The sequence below is a fragment of the Massilia atriviolacea genome (assembly GCF_003953935.1).
Classification (GTDB): domain Bacteria; phylum Pseudomonadota; class Gammaproteobacteria; order Burkholderiales; family Burkholderiaceae_D; genus Telluria_A; species Telluria_A atriviolacea.
Genome location: NZ_RXLQ01000005.1, coordinates 373979 through 390495, shown reverse-complemented (window position 1 = coordinate 390495; position 16517 = coordinate 373979). Strand labels below are relative to the sequence as shown.

At 66.7% G+C, this 16517-nt stretch carries 15 protein-coding genes; 1 reads left to right on the top strand and 14 read right to left on the bottom strand.

Annotation, left to right across the window (positions count from 1 at the left end; translation table 11 throughout):
- Positions 1-27: 27 nt before the first annotated feature.
- The 6 genes from hisS to ndk form a co-directional block, all read right to left on the bottom strand.
- Positions 28-1383 (bottom strand): histidine--tRNA ligase, encoded by a 1356-nt coding sequence (gene hisS / locus EJB06_RS12190; RefSeq protein WP_126074283.1) that lies wholly within the window; start codon positions 1381-1383, stop codon positions 28-30.
- Positions 1376-2647, bottom strand: a complete 1272-nt coding sequence (ispG, locus tag EJB06_RS12185) for a flavodoxin-dependent (E)-4-hydroxy-3-methylbut-2-enyl-diphosphate synthase (protein WP_126074282.1) — start codon at positions 2645-2647, stop codon at positions 1376-1378. The genes hisS and ispG overlap by 8 nt, the downstream gene beginning before the upstream one ends.
- Positions 2648-2660: 13 nt before the next feature.
- A complete protein-coding gene (locus tag EJB06_RS12180; RefSeq protein ID WP_126074281.1) occupies positions 2661-3680 on the bottom strand; it encodes a helix-turn-helix domain-containing protein in 1020 nt (339 codons plus the stop codon).
- Positions 3681-3693: 13 nt separating this feature from the next.
- A complete protein-coding gene (pilW, locus tag EJB06_RS12175; RefSeq protein ID WP_229427040.1) occupies positions 3694-4530 on the bottom strand; it encodes a type IV pilus biogenesis/stability protein PilW in 837 nt (278 codons plus the stop codon).
- A complete protein-coding gene (gene rlmN, locus EJB06_RS12170) occupies positions 4527-5696 on the bottom strand; it encodes a dual-specificity RNA methyltransferase RlmN (RefSeq protein ID WP_126074280.1) in 1170 nt (389 codons plus the stop codon). The genes pilW and rlmN overlap by 4 nt, the downstream gene beginning before the upstream one ends.
- A gap of 118 nt (positions 5697-5814) precedes the next feature.
- Entirely contained in the window at positions 5815-6240 is a 426-nt protein-coding gene (gene ndk / locus EJB06_RS12165; protein ID WP_126074279.1) for a nucleoside-diphosphate kinase, read from the bottom strand.
- A 226-nt stretch (positions 6241-6466) separates the two neighbouring features.
- On the opposite strand from ndk, the gene EJB06_RS12160 reads away from it, so the two are divergent.
- The gene (locus tag EJB06_RS12160) at positions 6467-7144 is read left to right on the top strand and encodes a Bax inhibitor-1 family protein (protein ID WP_126074278.1); all 678 of its coding nucleotides are present in this window, start codon (positions 6467-6469) and stop codon (positions 7142-7144) included.
- A 76-nt stretch (positions 7145-7220) separates the two neighbouring features.
- Here EJB06_RS12160 and EJB06_RS12155 read toward each other — a convergent pair whose 3' ends face one another.
- From EJB06_RS12155 to surE, 8 genes are all read right to left on the bottom strand, one after another.
- Entirely contained in the window at positions 7221-9602 is a 2382-nt protein-coding gene (locus EJB06_RS12155; RefSeq protein ID WP_126074277.1) for a TonB-dependent siderophore receptor, read from the bottom strand.
- Between the two features lie 93 nt (positions 9603-9695).
- Positions 9696-10673 carry a FecR family protein gene (locus tag EJB06_RS12150; RefSeq protein WP_126074276.1) on the bottom strand — a complete coding sequence of 326 codons (978 nt, stop codon included), beginning with the start codon at positions 10671-10673 and terminating at the stop codon, positions 9696-9698.
- On the bottom strand, positions 10670-11149 hold the full coding sequence (locus EJB06_RS12145) for a sigma-70 family RNA polymerase sigma factor (protein WP_126074275.1): 480 nt from the start codon (positions 11147-11149) through the stop codon (positions 10670-10672). Before EJB06_RS12145 ends, EJB06_RS12150 begins: the two co-directional genes overlap by 4 nt.
- A gap of 140 nt (positions 11150-11289) precedes the next feature.
- Positions 11290-12630 (bottom strand): 23S rRNA (uracil(1939)-C(5))-methyltransferase RlmD, encoded by a 1341-nt coding sequence (gene rlmD / locus EJB06_RS12140; protein ID WP_126074274.1) that lies wholly within the window; start codon positions 12628-12630, stop codon positions 11290-11292.
- A gap of 83 nt (positions 12631-12713) precedes the next feature.
- Complete coding sequence (rpoS, locus tag EJB06_RS12135; RefSeq protein WP_126074273.1) at positions 12714-13760, bottom strand: RNA polymerase sigma factor RpoS; 1047 nt, start codon at positions 13758-13760, stop codon at positions 12714-12716.
- Between the two features lie 40 nt (positions 13761-13800).
- Positions 13801-14772 (bottom strand): peptidoglycan DD-metalloendopeptidase family protein, encoded by a 972-nt coding sequence (locus EJB06_RS12130; protein WP_126074272.1) that lies wholly within the window; start codon positions 14770-14772, stop codon positions 13801-13803.
- A 67-nt stretch (positions 14773-14839) separates the two neighbouring features.
- Positions 14840-15748 carry a protein-L-isoaspartate(D-aspartate) O-methyltransferase gene (locus EJB06_RS12125; RefSeq protein WP_126074271.1) on the bottom strand — a complete coding sequence of 303 codons (909 nt, stop codon included), beginning with the start codon at positions 15746-15748 and terminating at the stop codon, positions 14840-14842.
- Positions 15745-16482: a 5'/3'-nucleotidase SurE gene (gene surE / locus EJB06_RS12120; protein ID WP_126074270.1), complete on the bottom strand. Its 738-nt coding sequence runs from the start codon at positions 16480-16482 to the stop codon at positions 15745-15747. Before surE ends, EJB06_RS12125 begins: the two co-directional genes overlap by 4 nt.
- Between the last annotated feature and the right edge of the window lie 35 nt (positions 16483-16517).

Sequence of the window (16517 nt, the reverse complement as noted above, 5' to 3'; positions counted from 1 at the left end):
GCTGCCGGGTGCTGACTTGGTGCTGACTTAGTGATGATAATGCACGTGTTCGTGGTCGTGGTCATGCTCGTGGGCGCCGACGATCTGGTTGACCAGGTAGTCGACCACGTCGTCGAACGGCACGCTGGCCTGCTGCTCGCCTTCGGCGCCGCGCATCGACTTGACCGCCGCCGTGCGCTTGGCGATTTCGTCGTCGCCCAGGATCACGGCGAAGGCCGCGCCGCTGCCGTCGGCTTTTTTCATCTGGCTCTTGAAGCTGCCCGGACCGCTCGCAGCGGCGCAATGTAACACAACATCGAGGCCGGCATCGCGGATGCGCTCGGCCAGCACGAAGGCCTGCATGCGCGCTTCCTCGCCCTGGTGCACCATATAGACATCGCATTCCGACGGATCGTTCGGTTCGCCCGCTTCTTTCATCAGTTCGATCAGGCGTTCGATGCCCATCGCGAAACCGACCGCCGGGGTCGGCTTGCCGCCGAAGCTTTCGATCAGCGGATCGTAGCGGCCGCCCGCGCACACGGTGCCTTGCGAGCCGAGCTTGTCGGTGACCCACTCGAACACGCTGCGGTTGTAGTAGTCGAGGCCGCGCACCAGGCGCGGGTTGACGGTGTACTGGATATTGTTGTGGTCGAGGATGCGCTTCAGGCCCTCGAAGTGGGCAACCGATTCGCCTTCCAGATAATCGAGCAGCTTCGGCGCCTTGTTCACCAGGTCCTGCATGGCGGGGTTCTTGGTGTCGAGGATGCGCAGCGGATTGGCGTGCAGGCGGCGCCTGGCTTCGTCGTCGAGCAGGTCGAGATTGGCTTCGAAATAGGCGATCAGGTCGGCGCGGTGGCGCTGGCGCTCGGCCGCGTCGCCGATGGAATTGATTTCGAGGCGGATGTTTTCCAGGCCCAGGTCGTCCCACAGGCGGCGGCACAGCATGATCAGTTCGGCGTCGATGTCCGGACCGGCGAAGCCGACCGCTTCCGCGCCGACCTGGAAGAACTGGCGATAGCGGCCGCGCTGCGGACGCTCGTGGCGGAACATCGGTCCCGAGTACCAGACGCGGCGCGGGCCGTCGTAGACCAGGTTGTGCTCGATGACGGCGCGCACCACGCCGGCCGTGCCTTCAGGGCGCAGGGTCAGTTCGTCGTCGTTCATCGAGTCCTTGAACGAGTACATTTCCTTTTCGACGATGTCGGTCACCGCGCCGATGGCGCGCTTGAACAGCGCCGTGTCTTCCACGATCGGGGTGACGATCTTCAGGTAGCCGTAGCTTTTCAGGACCGAGTGCACGGTGTTTTCGAACAGCTCCCACAGCGGCGCGTCGGCCGGCAGGATGTCGTTCATGCCTTTGACGGCCGTGATCTTCGTTGCTTTTTCTTTTTTGTTATCAGACATGTTCAGTTTGCTTACCGTAAGTGGTTTGTACGTAATTCAGGACGATGGCCTGGAATTCCTCGACGATCCTGTCGCCGCGCAGGGTGACGGTTTTCTTGCCATCGACGAACACCGGCGCGGCAGGCGATTCGCCCGTGCCAGGCAGGCTGATGCCGATGTTGGCGTGCTTCGATTCGCCCGGACCGTTGACGATGCAGCCCATCACGGCCACATTCATGGCTTCCACGCCCGGATACGCCTTTTTCCATTCCGGCATCTGCTCGCGCAGGTAGCTCTGGATATTGTCGGCCAGTTCCTGGAAGGTGGTCGAGGTGGTGCGGCCGCAGCCCGGGCAGGCGATCACCATCGGCGCGAACTTGCGCAGGCCCATGGTTTGCAAAATCTCTTGCGCCACCACCACTTCGCGCGTGCGGTCGCCGCCCGGTTCCGGGGTGAGCGAAATGCGGATCGTGTCGCCGATGCCTTCCTGCAGCAGCACCGACAGCGCGGCGGTCGAGGCCACGATGCCCTTGCTGCCCATGCCCGCCTCGGTCAGGCCCAGGTGCAGCGGATAGTCGCAGCGGCGCGCCAGTTCGCGGTAGACGGCGATCAGGTCCTGCACGCCCGAGACCTTGCACGAGAGGATGATCTGGTCGCGTCCGAGGCCGATTTCCTCGGCCCGCACGGCGTTCTCGATGGCCGAGGTGATCAGGGCTTCGTACATGACCGCCTGCGCGCTCCACGGCTCCGGGCGGCGGGCGTTTTCGTCCATGATGCGCGCCAGCAGCGACTGGTCCAGGCTGCCCCAGTTGACGCCGATGCGCACCGGCTTGTTGTACAGGATTGCCGCTTCGATCATCTGGGCGAACTGGCTGTCGCGCTTGGCGCCCTGCCCGACGTTGCCGGGATTGATGCGGTACTTCGACAGCGCGCGCGCGCACTCGGGGAAGTCGCGCAGCAGGGTATGGCCGTTGTAGTGGAAGTCGCCCACCAGCGGCACGTCGATTTCCATCCTGTCGAGCTGTTCGCGGATCAGGGGCACGGCGGCGGCCGCTTCGGGCTTGTCGACCGTGATGCGCACCATTTCGGAGCCGGCGCGGGCCAGTTCCTTGACCTGGATCGCGGTGCCGATCACGTCGGCCGTGTCGGTATTGGTCATCGACTGCACCACCACGGGAGCGTCGCCGCCGACCCAGATTTTGCGTTCGCCGTGCGCGACCAGCACGCGCCGGCTGAAGCGCCGCGCCAGGGGACCGGATGGAATCGCCAGATTCGAAGAAGACATGAACGAAGACCTATTACTTGAGTTTGACTTTTGCGGCGCGGCCGTTGTCCGGCAGGGCGACCGCCTCGCCGCGCAGGGTGGCGGAAACGCCGCCCGGCTTGCCGACGACCAGGGTGACCGGTTCGCTGATGTCGACCGTTTCCACGGTACCGGCCTTGACCAGGCGCGACAGCAAAGGCGCACCCTTGGCGCGCCGCACTTCGATCCAGGAATCGTCGCGCACGTTCAGCACCAGGGGATTGCTGCCCGCTACGGCGGCGGGCGCGGTGGTCGCCGTCCCAGCGGCGGCGGCAGGCGCGGTCGTCGCCGCCCCAGCGGCGGCGGCCGGCGCGGTGGTCGCCGCCCCAGCGGCAGCGGCCGGCGTCGAGCCTGCCGGCGGCAGCACCGACACCAGCGGCGGCGCCGCGGCAACGACCGGCTTGCGCTCGTCGGGCTTGACCAGGGTCGTTTCCAGCGGCGCCGGCGCGGCGGCAGGCTTGTCGCCCGCCAGCGGCGCCGGCAGCACCGTCACGCTCGCCTGCGAACCGGCGGCGGCGGCGGGAGTCGCCTGGCCGGCCGCGCCCAGCAGCGAGGCCGGCACCAGGCCGAACTGCCAGGCGCCGGCGGCGGCGGCCACCAGCAGCACGGCCGCGCCGATCAGGCCCAGCGGCAGGCCGGAGCGCTTGCCGTTGGTCGGGAAGCGCACTTCGGAAAAGGTGGCGGGCTTGTCGCGCCGCACGGTGCGGTTGCCCGGTTCGGCCAGCTCGGGCGTATCCAGCGAAATCATGGCCACCAGCGGCGCCGCGTCGAGCTTGACGACCTTGGCGTAGGCGCGCACGAAACCGCGCACCACGGCCGGTCCCGGCAGGTTGGCGTAGTCGCCCGCTTCCAGCGCCGTGACCTGGCGCACGGCCATCTTCAGCTGGTCGGCGACCTGTTCCACCGTCCAGCCCATCGCTTCACGCTGGGCGGCCAGGGCCTTGCCCGGCAAACCGTGGTTGGCGGCGTTGTTGCCGGCGCCCGGTGCCGCTTGTTCTGCCCACTCTGAACTCATTGTCGATCCTGTCTCACTCATCAAATGCACCGCGCTGGAAGGCTGCGAACTCGGGCGAACCGGGGTGGCGCCGGCGCAGTTGCGTCGCCAGGCTCGTCTCCGAGGCCTTGTCGCCCAGCTTGCGTTCGACGCGGATGGCCAGCCAGAGCACATCGGCGGGCAGGCTGTCCAGTTTCGCGACCGCTTTCACACGGTTGATATAATCTCCGGCGCGCACATAGTCGCGCCGCTCGTAATAGACCCGCGCCAGACCGGATTGCACCGGCAGCAGGTCGGGCTCGAGACGCAGGGCCTGCAGCAGGTAGCGCTCGGCCGCGTCGTAATTCTTTTGCTTGATGCTGCATGCGCCCGCATTGACCAGGGCCTTGACCGGCGACTGGTACATGGGGTTTCTCAGGGCGATTTCGAACTGGGCGATGGCCGGCGCGTAGCGCTCGGTCTGGCACAGGAAGGAGCCGTAGTTGTTGTTCAGTTCGGGATTGCGCGGCGCCAGGCGCATCGCGCGCTGGTAGTTTTCTTCGGCCAGGATGTCTTCGCCCATGGCGGTGTAGATCAGCGCGCGCACGCTGTAGGCGTCGGCCATCTCGGGATCGATGGCGATGGCTTGCTTGATCTCGTCGAGGGCCACCGTGTAGTTGCCTTCCTGATAATAGCCGATGGCCAGCTGCATGCGGATGCCGGCCCGCTTGTCCTTGCTGGTCTGGTCGGACGCGGTCTTCAGTTCCGTGGTGCTGCCCTGCAGGCCGGTCGCCTCGGCCGTGGCGTTGCGCGTCACGCTGGTGGTCGAACAGGCCGACAGGGCCGCGGCCACGACGGCCAGCGCCAGCAGGCGGTGCAGGCGCGCGCTCAAGAAGGAATCTCCACGATGCGCCCGAAATCGGCGCCGAACTTTTTCTGGTATTCAGCCATTTTTTCCATGCGCTCCTGTACGCGGGTACGGTCTTGCACTTCGCCGGCCAACTGGCCGCAGGCGGCGTCGATATCGTCGCCGCGGGTTTTTCGGATGGTGGTCACCAGGCCGCCGTCGATCAGCACCTGGGCGAACGACTTGATGCGCGGATTCTTCGAGCGCAACAGGCCGGACTCAGGGAAAGGATTGAAGGGGATCAGGTTGAATTTGCACGACACCCCGACCACAGGGTCGTTGACCAGGGCCAGCAGTTCGCGCGCATGCTCGTCGCTGTCGTTGACGCCGTCGAGCATGCAGTATTCGAAGGTAATGAAATCGCGCGGGGCGAATGCGAGATAGCGGCGGCAGGCGGCCATCAGCTCGCGCAGCGGGTATTTTTTGTTCAGCGGAATCAAGCCGTCGCGCAGGGCGTCGTTTGAGGCGTGCAGCGAGACCGCCAGCGCCACCGGCACTTCCTGCGACAGCTTGTCCATCATCGGCACCACGCCCGAGGTCGACAGGGTCACGCGGCGGCGCGACAGGCCGTAGGCGTTGTCGTCGAGCATCAGCTTGAGGGCGGTGACGGTCGGCTCGAAATTGAGCAGGGGCTCGCCCATGCCCATCATCACCACGTTGGTGATCTGGCGCTCGCCCTTGGGGCCCGGTTCGGTGCCCTTGGTGCGGCGCAGTTCGAATTCGGCCATCCACAGCTGGCCGATGATTTCGGCCACGGTCAGGTTGCGGTTGAAGCCCTGCTTGCCGGTCGAGCAGAAACGGCAGTTCACGGCGCAGCCGGCCTGGGTGGAAATGCACAGGGTGCCGCGGTTTTCTTCCGGGATGAACACGGTTTCGACCGCGTTGCCATTGCCGACGTCGACCAGCCACTTGCGCGTGCCATCGAGCGACGTGTGGTCGCTGATGATGGCCGGCGCGCGGATTTCGGCGCGCGTGGCCAGCTTGTCGCGCAGCGACTTGGCCAGGTCGGTCATGGTGTCGAACTCGCTGGCGCCGAACTGGTGGATCCAGCGTTGCAGCTGCTTGGCACGGAACGGCTTCTCACCCAAGTCGGCGCAGTAAGCGACGAGTTGCGCGGGATCGAAGTCCAGCAGGTTGGTGAGAGTCGTCATAGTATTCTTTATTGAGTCAGGTCAAAATGGTCTTGAGCAGGGCGCTCCGGGAGCGCCCCGCCCGCCCGGCGAACCGGACAGGCGGTGTGATGCGGGTCAAACAGTCACGGGTGACTGATTAACGGGAGTACACGTTCAGCGCTGGGAAGTAGTAAGCGATTTCCACAGCGGCGGTTTCGGCGGCGTCGGAACCGTGAACGGCGTTGGCATCGATCGAATCGGCGAAATCGGCGCGGATGGTGCCTTTTTCAGCTTTCTTCGGATCGGTCGCGCCCATCAGGTCGCGGTGCTTGGCGATGGCGTTTTCGCCTTCGAGCGCTTGCACCATGACTGGACCCGAGATCATGAAGTCGACCAGGTCCTTGAAGAATGGACGTGCGGCGTGCACGGCGTAGAAGCCTTCGGCTTCGGCGCGCGACAGGTGCATCATGCGTGCTGCGACGATTTTCAGGCCAGCGCCTTCAAAGCGGCTGTAGATTTGCCCGATGACGTTTTTTGCAACTGCGTCTGGTTTGATGATCGACAGGGTGCGTTCGATTGCCATTTGTAAAAACTCCAATAAAAAGAAAGGTTTAATGTTGAGTTATGAGACCCAATCAACCTTCGATTTTACCATACAACACCCCTTTCAGAGGGATATTGCACGGCGATCCGCAGAAGTGATAGAGTGGCGCTTGTAAAACTTCGCGGGCGCATGCGCGATTCTGCGCGTTTTTCCCGCGCTGTGCTATTCTTTTAGCGAGCGTTACTTTTTATCAATCGGAGGCACTATGTCAATCAGCTTGCAAGACTATGACCTGGCGGGACGCCAGGAAGTACGTCACCGCGTACTGCGCAATACTTACTGGCTACTGGCCCTGTCGATGATTCCGACGGTGCTCGGCGCCGCCCTGGGTGTGATGTTCCATATTCCGGTGCCACGCGGCATCTTCGGCTTCGTGCTGTTCCTGGCGATGTCGTGGGGGTTCATCTACGCCATCGAAAAAACCAAGCAAACCGCGATGGGCGTGGTGGTGCTGCTCGGCTTCACCTTCTTCATGGGCCTCTGGCTGACCCCGCTGCTGAGCCGCACCCTGGGCTTTTCCAACGGCGGCACCCTGATCATGATGGCCTTCGGCGGCACCGCCAGCATCTTCGCGGTACTGGCCAGTATCGCCACCGTGAGCAAGCGCGACTTCTCGATGCTGGGCAAATGGCTGTTCGCCGGCGTCATGGTGCTGATCCTGGCAACCCTGGCCAACTTCATCTTCCAGATGCCTGCCCTGTGGCTGGCGATCTCGGTGATCGCGATCGCGATTTTCTCGGCATACATCCTGTATGACGTGCAGCGCATCGTGAACGGCGGCGAAACCAACTACATCAGCGCCACGCTGAGCCTGTACCTGAACGTGTACTTCATCTTCCAGAACCTGCTGGCCCTGCTGGGCCTGGGCGGCGAACGCGAATAAGCGTTAATCGCCCGGCAATAAAAAACCGGCCCGCGGGCCGGTTTTTTTACGTCCGCGCCACTGCGGGCGCTGCCGCTCAGAAGTCCATCGCCAGCGACGCCCGGGCGCTGCGCGGCGTGCCGAAGGTCAGGGCGCCGCCGTTGGTATTGGCCAGGTAGCGCTTGTCCGCCAGGTTCTCGAGCGTCAGGCGATACACCAGGCGCCGGTTCGCCGCCAGTGCCTGCTCGTAGCGCACCCCGGCATCCAGGCGCACATAGGCGCTCGCCATCCAGCTGTTCTGCAGGTCGACCGCCTTCTTGCCGCCGTAGTAAACACCGCCATTGAGCGACAAGCCCTGCGCCAGCGCCGTCAGCGCGTAGTCGGCAAACAGATTGGCCTGCCAGGCCGGCACGCCCTGCGGCCGTTTGCCGATCAGGCTGAGGTTGGCCGTCCTGTCGACGCGCGCCTTGAGCCAGGCCGCGCCCGCCAGCAGGCGCAGATTGCGCGTCAGCGGCCCGCCCAGCGTCACTTCCGCGCCCTGGTGCAGCTGGCTGCCGTCCTGCACGTACAGCTTGTCGGCATTGGTATATTCGAGGCCCTTGTCGATCCGGAACAGCGCGCCGGTGAGCAAGGCGCCGCCGAGCTCGGCCTTGGCGCCGAGCTCGACCTGGCGGCTGTCGATCGGATTCATGACCTGGTTCTGGTTGCTGCTGCCGAGCGGCGCGGTGCCGCCCTGCTCCAGGCCCTCGGCGTAGCTGGCGTACAGCGACATCCCGGGGACCGGCTTGAACAGCAGCCCGAGGGCCGGCGTGGTGGCGGCCTTGTCGTAGGTCTTGCGCAGCACGCCCTTGGCGTCGCCGCCGTGGATATCGATGCGGGTGTGGCGCAGGCCGCCGAAGAGCTGCCATTGGGCGCCCAGGCTGATGGTGTCGGTGGCGAACACGGCGCGCTGGTCGGCCCGGTTGGCCAGGTAGGACGGGCCCACCTGCGGTGCCGGGACGGCGATCGGGCGCGGGGTGAACAGATTGCCCTGCCCGACCGGTCCCGAGAAGCCGTCGCCGTACAGCATGTCGCGCCGCACCGAGTCGACGCCGAGCGCCAGCGCATGCGCCAGCGCTCCGCTGCGCAGATCGCCCTCCAGCACCAGTTGCAGGCTGGTGTTGTTGCGCTCCTGGCCGGGACTGAAGTACAGGCTGGCGTCGTACTCGCCGTTCGGGCGCATGGCGCGCGGGTTGATCGAGCGCTGGTCGCGCGCCAGCTTGGCGCGGTGGCCGGCCAGTTGCAGCTTCCACTGCTCGCCCATCTGATAGGTGGCGCGCGCGCCGAGGTAGGTTTGCCGGTTCGGCTCGACCGCCCAGTCCTGCGCCGCATAGCTGCGCGCATCGAGGCGCGCAAAGGCGGCGCGCGCCTCGGCCAGGGTGTTCCACCACAGGATGTTGGGCGAACCGGGAGCCTGCTTTTCGGAACGCTGGTGCTCGACATCGGCTTCCAGCAGCAGCGCGTCGCTGGCCTGCCATTCAAAGGCGCCGCTCAGGAACTGCCTGTCGCCCCGGTAACCGGGCACGTGGTTGTCGAGCTTGTCGGCCGAGGCATTCACGCGCACCCCGACCTGCTGGTCCTGGCCGAAGCGCCGTCCGAGGTCGGCGTGGGCGCCCAGCGCGCCGTCGTCGCTGCCCGACAGGGTCAGGCGCGACAGGTTCTCGGCACCGGGGCGCTTGACGATGTAGTTGACCACGCCGCCGGGCGAGGTCAGGCCATGGCGCAGGGCCGACAAGCCCTTGGCGATCTCCACCGAGGCCTTGTTCTGGAGCGCGATCGAGCCCTGGTCGTTGATGGTCAGGCCATCGCGCTTGACCGCGTCGACGCCCAGGTAAAAGCCGCGCACCATCACCCGGTCGAACCACATCGGGTCCGAGGCCAGGGTGACCGAGGGATCGTTCTTGACCACGTCGGCCAGCGACTTGGCTTGCTGGTCCTGGATCAGTTCGGCCGAAAAGGCGCTCACCGAAAACGGCGTGTCGAGCAGCGCCTGCTCGCGGAAACCCGAGGCGGCCGAACGGCGCACCCGGTAACCGCGTTCGCGCGCCTGCGCCGGCTCCGCCAGCGGCGCGGCGCTGACCGTCAATTCCTGCATCAGCACCGGCGCGGGGGCGCCGGGCGCCGGGCGGATCACCACCGCGCCCTGCTCCACCTTGCCGGCCAGGCCGCTCCCCTGCAGCAAGCGGTCGAGCGCCTGCTGCGCCGTGTAGTGGCCGCTCACGGCGGGCGCGCTCTTGCCGCCGACCAGGGCGGGCGAGAAACTGAGCTGCAAACTGGCCTGGCGCGCCAGTTCGTTGAGGGCGTCGCCGAGCGGCCGGCTGGCCACGTCGAGCCGCAGTACCGGACCGGCCACCGGTGGCTGGGCCGGGGCCGCCACGGCGGTCGCCGACAGCAAGGTGGCGAACGCCAGGGGAAGGGGGATGAAACGCGCTTTGCGCATGAGCTTGACTCCACAGACAGATGTTAAAAAGATGGTTCTGTGGGGGAAGACGCAGCAGGCCGGCAAATCCTCACGTCGGAATGAGAATTATTCTCAATTTTTTTCGCGCGCCACGATCTCGCTATGGCCGCCGCGCGCCACCAGGCGCACCGGCAGGATTTCCGGCAGGGCGGCGGCAAAGGCCGGCAGTTGCCGCAGCGTGTAACTGCCGCCCACGCGCAGCGCGGCCACGGCCGGATCGCGCACCACCAGCCCGGTCTGGCCGTAGCGTTCGAATTCGGCGAGGGCCAGCGCCAGCGGGGTATTCCTGAAACTGATGCGCCCTTCGCGCCAGGCCGCGACCGCTCCCGGCGCGACGCTGGCCACGGCGCCGAGGCGGCCGTCGGCGGCGCTGCTGACGGCCTGCCCGGCGCCCAGCTCGGTTTCCTGGCCGGCGCCGGTGCGCACCCGCACCCGCCCTTCTTCGACCGCCACGGCGGCGCGGTTCGCCTGCAGGCCGGTGCGCGTATGGCGCACCGCGAAGCGGGTGCCGAGCACGGTCACGCGGGCGGCGCCGGCACTGACATGGAAGGGGCGCGCACTGTCGCGGCGCACCGAAAACAGGGCCTGGCCCTCGTGCAGGAGCACCTCGCGCCGGTCGCGGTACAGGCGCACCTCGATGCGGGTGGCGGTGTCGAGCGCGATGACGCTGCCGTCGGGCAGCGCCTGCGTCAGCTGCTGGCCGCGCGTTGTCGCATACGAGGCGCTAAAGCTGGCCTGGCCCTGCCGCTGGTCCCAGGCCAGCCAGCCGCCGCCGGCCACGGCCAGCGCCAGCGTGGCGCAACAGGCTTGCAGCACCAGGCTGCGGCGCGGCGCCGGTGGGGCGGCGGGAAGCGCCGCGCGCAAGCCGGCCACGGCCGACGGCGGCAAGGCGCGCACGCCGCGCAGGGTGGCGCGCATGGCCTCGTACGCGGCGCGGTGGCGCGGATCGGCGGCCAGCCAGGCGGCCAGTGCGGCCTGGTCCGCGCCTTCGCCGGCACGCACGGCCCAGGCGGCCGCCTCGCGCGCGATGCGCTCGCCGGCGGCCGTCATGCGCCGCTCCGTTCGCAGGCGCGGCAGGCCAGCATGCCGCGCACGATGTGCTTTTCCACCATGCTGGCCGAAATCCCCATGCGTTCGGCGATCTGCTTGTGGCTCATGTCGTCGAACACGTGCAGGATGAAGGCTTCGCGGCAGCGCGGCGGCAAGTCCTCGATCGCCCGCAGGTAGGCTTGCACGGACTGATCGGAGGCCAGCGCTTCATCGGGCTGGAGATGGACCGGGCCGGCATGGTCGGCGATGGCGTCGAGCGCATCGTGGCCGCGTACGCCGGCGCGCCGGTGGGTGTCGATGACCAGATTGCGCGCCGTGCGGTACAGCAGCGCGCGGGCGTTGGCGATGGCGCGCCCCGATTGCTGCGCCAGCAGCACGCGGACGTAGCTTTCCTGGGCCAGGTCGGCGGCGGCGTGGCGGTCGCCCAGCAGGCGATGCAGGAAATTGAGCAACTCGTGGTGATAGCGTTCGAACACGATGGCGGGCGGCTGGAAAAAGGTCGTTCCGACCCACGCTGCATAGCCGCGCCGCTTCTGGGAGGCCGCACGGCGGCGCGCGGCCGGAAATGAGAATGATTCCCATTATAGCAAACAGCGCGCCCTCCCCTGCCCGGTGTTTACACCAGGTTAAAGACTGCCATCGATTCCACGTGCGAGGTGTGCGGGAACATATTGACCACGCCGGCCTTGCTCAGCTCGTAGCCGGCTTCGTGGGTCAGGATGCCGGCGTCGCGCGCCAGGGTGGACGGGCTGCACGAGACGTACACTATGCGCTTGGGCATCATGTCCGGGTGGCTCAGTCTGAGGGCGGCCAGGGCTTGCACCAGCGCCATGGCGCCGTCGCGCGGCGGGTCGATCAGCATGCGGTCGAACTTGCCGAGCGCGACCAGGTCCTCGGCCGTCACCTCGAACAGGTTGCGCGTCGAAAAACTGGTCTTCTCCGACAGGCCGTTGGCGCGCGCATTCGACAGCGCCCGTTCGGTCAGGGTGGTGCTGCCTTCGATGCCGACCACTTCGCGCGCCTGGGTGGCCAGCGGCAAGGTAAAGTTACCCAGGCCGCAGAACAGGTCGGCCACGCGGTCGGCCGGCTGCACCTCCAGCAGGTTCAGCGCCTTGCCCACCAGTACGCGGTTGATGTGGTGGTTGACCTGGGTAAAGTCGACCGGCTTGAACGGCATCTTCACGCCGAACTCGGGCAAGGTGTAATACAGCTCCTTGTCGAGCGGATAGAACGGCGCCGCCGTTTCCGGCCCCTTGGTCTGCAGCCACCACTGGATCTGCCACTGGTCGGCGAAACTTTTCAGCAAGGTTTCATCGGCGCCCGTCAGGGGCGCCATGATGCGCAGCACCATGGCCGTGGTTTCTTCGCCGACCGCGATTTCGATCTGCGGCATCTGGTCGAAGATCGACAAGCCGCCCACCAGCGCGCGCAGCGGCAGCAGCATGGCGGCCACGTGCGGCGGCAGGATCTTGCAGTCGCTCATGTCGGCCACGAAGGCCGAGCGCTTCTCGTGGAAGCCGACCAGCACCGTATCTTTTTTGGCAACATGGCGCACCGACAGGCGCGCGCGGTAGCGGTAGCCCCAGGTCGGGCCGTACATCGGACGCATCACATTGCCCGGCTTGACCTTGCCGATGTGCCACAGGTTGTCTTCCAGCACACGCTGCTTCATCGCCACCTGGGCGCTCGGCTCCAGGTGCTGCATCGAGCAGCCGCCGCAATTGTCGAAATGCGGGCATTTCGGCGTCACGCGCATCGACGAGGCCTTGTGCAGCACGGTCATGCGCGCCGCTTCCCAGTTCTTTTTCTTTTTAAAGGTGTGGAAGCCGACCTGTTCGCCCGGCAAAGCGCCCTCGACGAAGATGACCTTGCCCGGCGAACCGTCCTCGTTGGCGAGGTGGCCGACGCCGCGGGCGTCCATGTCCAGTGATTTGATGTCGAGAATGGTGTCTTGCATGGCGAAAAACACGCGCAAGGCGTGTGCGGAAAGAGGATTAAGGGGAAAAGGAGGAGGCGCGCAGCCGGATCAGCCCGCGCGAATCATAGCAAGGAATCGCGCACCACGCCACGGGCGGCCATCGCCCGTTTCAGTTTGACCAGGGCTTCCTGCTGGATCTGGCGCACCCGCTCGCGCGTGACGCCCATCTCTTCGGCCAGGGTTTCGAGGGTGGCCGGGTCGTCGTTGTCGAGCCCGAAACGGCGCATGATGACGATGCGCTGCTTGTCCGGCAGGCGCGTGAGCCAGTCGCGCACCAGCACCGTCATTTCGTGGTGTTCGGCGCGGGCGTCGGGGCTGTCGTCGGCGTCGCCCGGCAGCATGTCCATCAGGCTCGACTGGGGATCGTTGTCGAGCGGGGCGTCGAGCGAGGTGGCGTGCTCGGACAGGGCCAGGATGTCCTGCACTTCCTCGACCGGACGCCCGACCAGGTGGGCGATGTCTTCGGCGGTGGCGTCCTTGCCGTCGTGGTGCTGGGCTTCGAGATGGTACTTGGCGCGCAGGATCTGGTTCAGCTCGCGCACCATGTGCACCGGCAGGCGCACCGTGCGCGCCTGGTTCATGATGGCGCGCTCGATGCTCTGGCGGATCCACCAGGTGGCGTAGGTCGAAAAACGGAAACCGCGCTCGGGCTCGAACTTGTCGATGGCGCGCATCAGGCCGATGTTGCCCTCCTCGATCATGTCGAGCAGGACCACGCCGCGGTTGATGTAATGCTTGGCGATCGACACCACCAGGCGCAGATTGTGTTCGATCATGGTCTGGCGCGCGCCGAAGTCGCCGGCCTTGGCCAGGGTGGCGAAGTGGACTTCCTGCGGCGCGGTCAGCAGCGCGCGCGTGCCGATCTGGTTCAGGTAGTGCTGGGTGGTATCGGTCGAGAGCTCGGCCGCCAGCACTTTCTTCAGTTCGTCGACGCTTTCGAGCACGGCGCCGGGCACCGGCGCGCCGCCGTCGGGGCCCGGGCCGGGGCCGTCGTCGGCATCGATCTCGATGTCGGCATCGAGCGGCGGATCGAGCGCGGCCTCGTCCGGATCGTCCTGGAAATCATCCGGATCCGGTCGGTCGCCCTGCTGGTAGCTCGAATGCGTCATGAAGGATCCACGGGGCCGGCGCTCGTCCGGCGATAATTTCTCAGCGGTTAGGCAGGAAACGCGAAGGATCGACCGGCTTGCCCTGCTGGCGGATCTCGAAGTGCAGCTTGACCGAATCGGCATCCGAATCGCCCATTTCCGCAATCACCTGGCCCTTGTTGACGCTCTGGCCTTCCTTGACCACGATTGAGCGGTTGTGGGCGTAGGCGGACAGCAGGCTGTTGCTGTGCTTCACAATCACCAGATTACCATAACCGCGGATGCCGCTACCGGCGTACATGACTTTTCCGGCGCCGGCCGCCATCACGTGCTGGCCCGCCTTGCCGGCGATATCGATGCCCTTGTTCTTGCCTTCATCGAAGGTGGCGACGATCTTGCCGTCGGACGGCCACATCCAGCTCAGCTTTTCCTCGTCGCTGGCGGCCGCCGGCGGCGCCGTCACGGCCGGCGGCGCAATGACGGTCACGGCCGGCGGATGCGGATCGCGCTCCGGTTTCTCGACCGGTTTCGCTTCCGGCCTGGCCGGCGCGCCGCCCTCGCCTTTTTGCAGCTCGGCCAGCGCGTTATCGCTGTAAGGACGCTTGTCGGCGCGCGGCGTGGTCTTTTTGACCACCACCGGGGCCGGCGGCGCCTTCGGTTCCGACGGCGGCGGCATGTCGATCTTGCTGGTCACGACCCCGCCGCTGGCGGCGCCGGCGCTGGCGCCGCTGTCCGGAGGCAGCACGCGCAGGACCTGGTCGACCTTGATGTCGTTCGGGTTGGACAGCTTGTTCCACTCCACCAGGTCGCGGTAGTTCTGGCCATGGTCGAGTGCGATGCGGATCAGGGTGTCGCCCTTGCGCACGGTATACATGCCGCGTTCATCCTTGGCGTCCTCGGCCGGGCGCGGCGCGCGGTTGTCGGCGGCAGGCAGGCGGTCGATCACGGGCGCCGGGCGGCGGGGGGCGGTATTACAGGCGCTGAGCAGGCCGAGAGTCAGGAACAGCAGGGGAAGATGGCTTGTGTATTTCATTCTCATGTCATGTGTGTCGTATTCTGTCAGCGGGGCGCGCACCGGAGGGTGCAGGCGCGCCGGACGCTTAAACGGTGCCCGGGCGCAGCGGCACGAAGTGGCAGCCTTCCAGGGTCTCGCTCATCCATTCAGCCTTGCCGGTGCGGGTGATCAGCTGCAAATGCTGGACCTGCGCGCCCACCGGGGCGACCAGGCGGCCACCCACGCTGAGCTGCTCCAGCAGTGCCTGCGGCACCTCCAGACCGGCCGCAGCCAGAATGATACCGTCGAATGGGGCGGCCTGGGGCAAACCTAGCATACCATCTCCGTAGTGCAAGCGCAGGTTCACGATGCGCAGGTGGCGCAGATTGGTCTTGGCCAGCTCGTGCAGCTGGCGGATGCGCTCGACCGAAAACACATCCTTGGCGATATGCGAGAGCACCGCCGCCTGGTAGCCGCAGCCGGTGCCGATCTCCAGCACCCGGGTCAGCGCGTTGCCGTTGCGCAGTACTTCGAGCATGCGCGCCACGATGTAGGGACGCGAAATGGTCTGGTTGTGGCCGATCGGCAGCGAGGCGTCGACATAGGCCTGGGCCGACAGCGCCGGTTCGATGAAGCGGTGGCGCTGCACGGTTTCGAGCGCTTTCAGCACCACCCCGTCCTGCACGCCCTGCTTGGCCACGCGCGCCACCATGGCGCGCCGGATCGCGTCCGACACGCCGGTGTCGGGGCGCGGCGCCGCCACCGGCAGCGGCTGGGCGCGCTGGTAGGCGTCGCCATGCGGCTTGGCCGGCGGCAGCACCACGCGCGGCACATAGCTGCGCGTGTCGCCCGGGCCGCCCGGGCCGCCCGGCACGCCGCTGCCGGCGGCATTCCGGGTGGCCGTTTGCGGGGTTGCCACCTTGGCAGGAGGAAACGCCGGACCCGCGCGCTTGCTCCCGGTCACCGACGACAGCGGCAGCGGAAAGGTGCTGCGCTTGTCCGGCTTGTCGCTCATGCCAATCCGCGCGTGAGCAGCGCCAGCTGGTCGCGGTGGGTCAGGTCGACCTGCAGCGGGGTGACCGAGACTTCGCCGCGGGCGGTGGCATGGAAATCGGTGCCCTCGCCGGCGTCGCGCGTGGCGCCCGGCGGGCCGATCCAGAAAATCTCGCGCCCGCGCGGGTCGCGCCCCCGGATCACCGGCTCGGCCTGGTGGCGCTTGCCGAGCCGGGTGGCGCGCACGATGCGCAGGGCTTCGTACGGCAGGTTGGGGATATTCACGTTCAGCAGGTAAGGCGCCGGCAATTCGTCGAAGCGGCGCAGCACGATGTCGCGCGCCAGCCGGGCCGCCGAATCGATGTGTTCCCAGCCGTGCGCGACCTGGGAAAAGGCGATCGCCGGAATGCCGAACAGATAACCTTCGGTGGCGGCCGCCACGGTGCCGGAATACAGGGTGTCGTCGCCCATGTTCTGGCCGTTGTTGATGCCGGAGACGACCAGGTCGGGCCGGTAGTCGAGCATCCCGGTCAGGGCCACGTGCACGCAGTCGGTCGGGGTGCCGTTGACGAAGTAAAACCCGTTGGCCGCCTTCTGCACCGACAGCGGGCGGTCCAGCGACAGCGAATTGGAGGCGCCGGAGCGGTTGCTGTCGGGCGCCACGACGACGATCTCGGCCACCGGCGCGAGCGCGTCGGCCAAGGCCTGGATCCCGGGGGCGAGATAGCCGTCGTCATTGCTGATAAGAATTCTCATGCCCAGATTTTAACCGAAGCCATGCGCCTCACGCT

Coding starts and splice junctions, on each gene's coding strand:
- hisS (WP_126074283.1), bottom strand. CDS start 1,383: ATGTCTGATAACAAAAAAGAAAAAGCAACGAAGATCACGGCCGTCAAA.
- ispG (WP_126074282.1), bottom strand. CDS start 2,647: ATGTCTTCTTCGAATCTGGCGATTCCATCCGGTCCCCTGGCGCGGCGC.
- EJB06_RS12180 (WP_126074281.1), bottom strand. CDS start 3,680: ATGAGTTCAGAGTGGGCAGAACAAGCGGCACCGGGCGCCGGCAACAAC.
- rlmN (WP_126074280.1), bottom strand. CDS start 5,696: ATGACGACTCTCACCAACCTGCTGGACTTCGATCCCGCGCAACTCGTC.
- ndk (WP_126074279.1), bottom strand. CDS start 6,240: ATGGCAATCGAACGCACCCTGTCGATCATCAAACCAGACGCAGTTGCA.
- EJB06_RS12160 (WP_126074278.1), top strand. CDS start 6,467: ATGTCAATCAGCTTGCAAGACTATGACCTGGCGGGACGCCAGGAAGTA.
- EJB06_RS12155 (WP_126074277.1), bottom strand. CDS start 9,602: ATGCGCAAAGCGCGTTTCATCCCCCTTCCCCTGGCGTTCGCCACCTTG.
- EJB06_RS12150 (WP_126074276.1), bottom strand. CDS start 10,673: ATGACGGCCGCCGGCGAGCGCATCGCGCGCGAGGCGGCCGCCTGGGCC.
- rlmD (WP_126074274.1), bottom strand. CDS start 12,630: ATGCAAGACACCATTCTCGACATCAAATCACTGGACATGGACGCCCGC.
- rpoS (WP_126074273.1), bottom strand. CDS start 13,760: ATGACGCATTCGAGCTACCAGCAGGGCGACCGACCGGATCCGGATGAT.
- EJB06_RS12130 (WP_126074272.1), bottom strand. CDS start 14,772: ATGAAATACACAAGCCATCTTCCCCTGCTGTTCCTGACTCTCGGCCTG.
- EJB06_RS12125 (WP_126074271.1), bottom strand. CDS start 15,748: ATGAGCGACAAGCCGGACAAGCGCAGCACCTTTCCGCTGCCGCTGTCG.
- surE (WP_126074270.1), bottom strand. CDS start 16,482: ATGAGAATTCTTATCAGCAATGACGACGGCTATCTCGCCCCCGGGATC.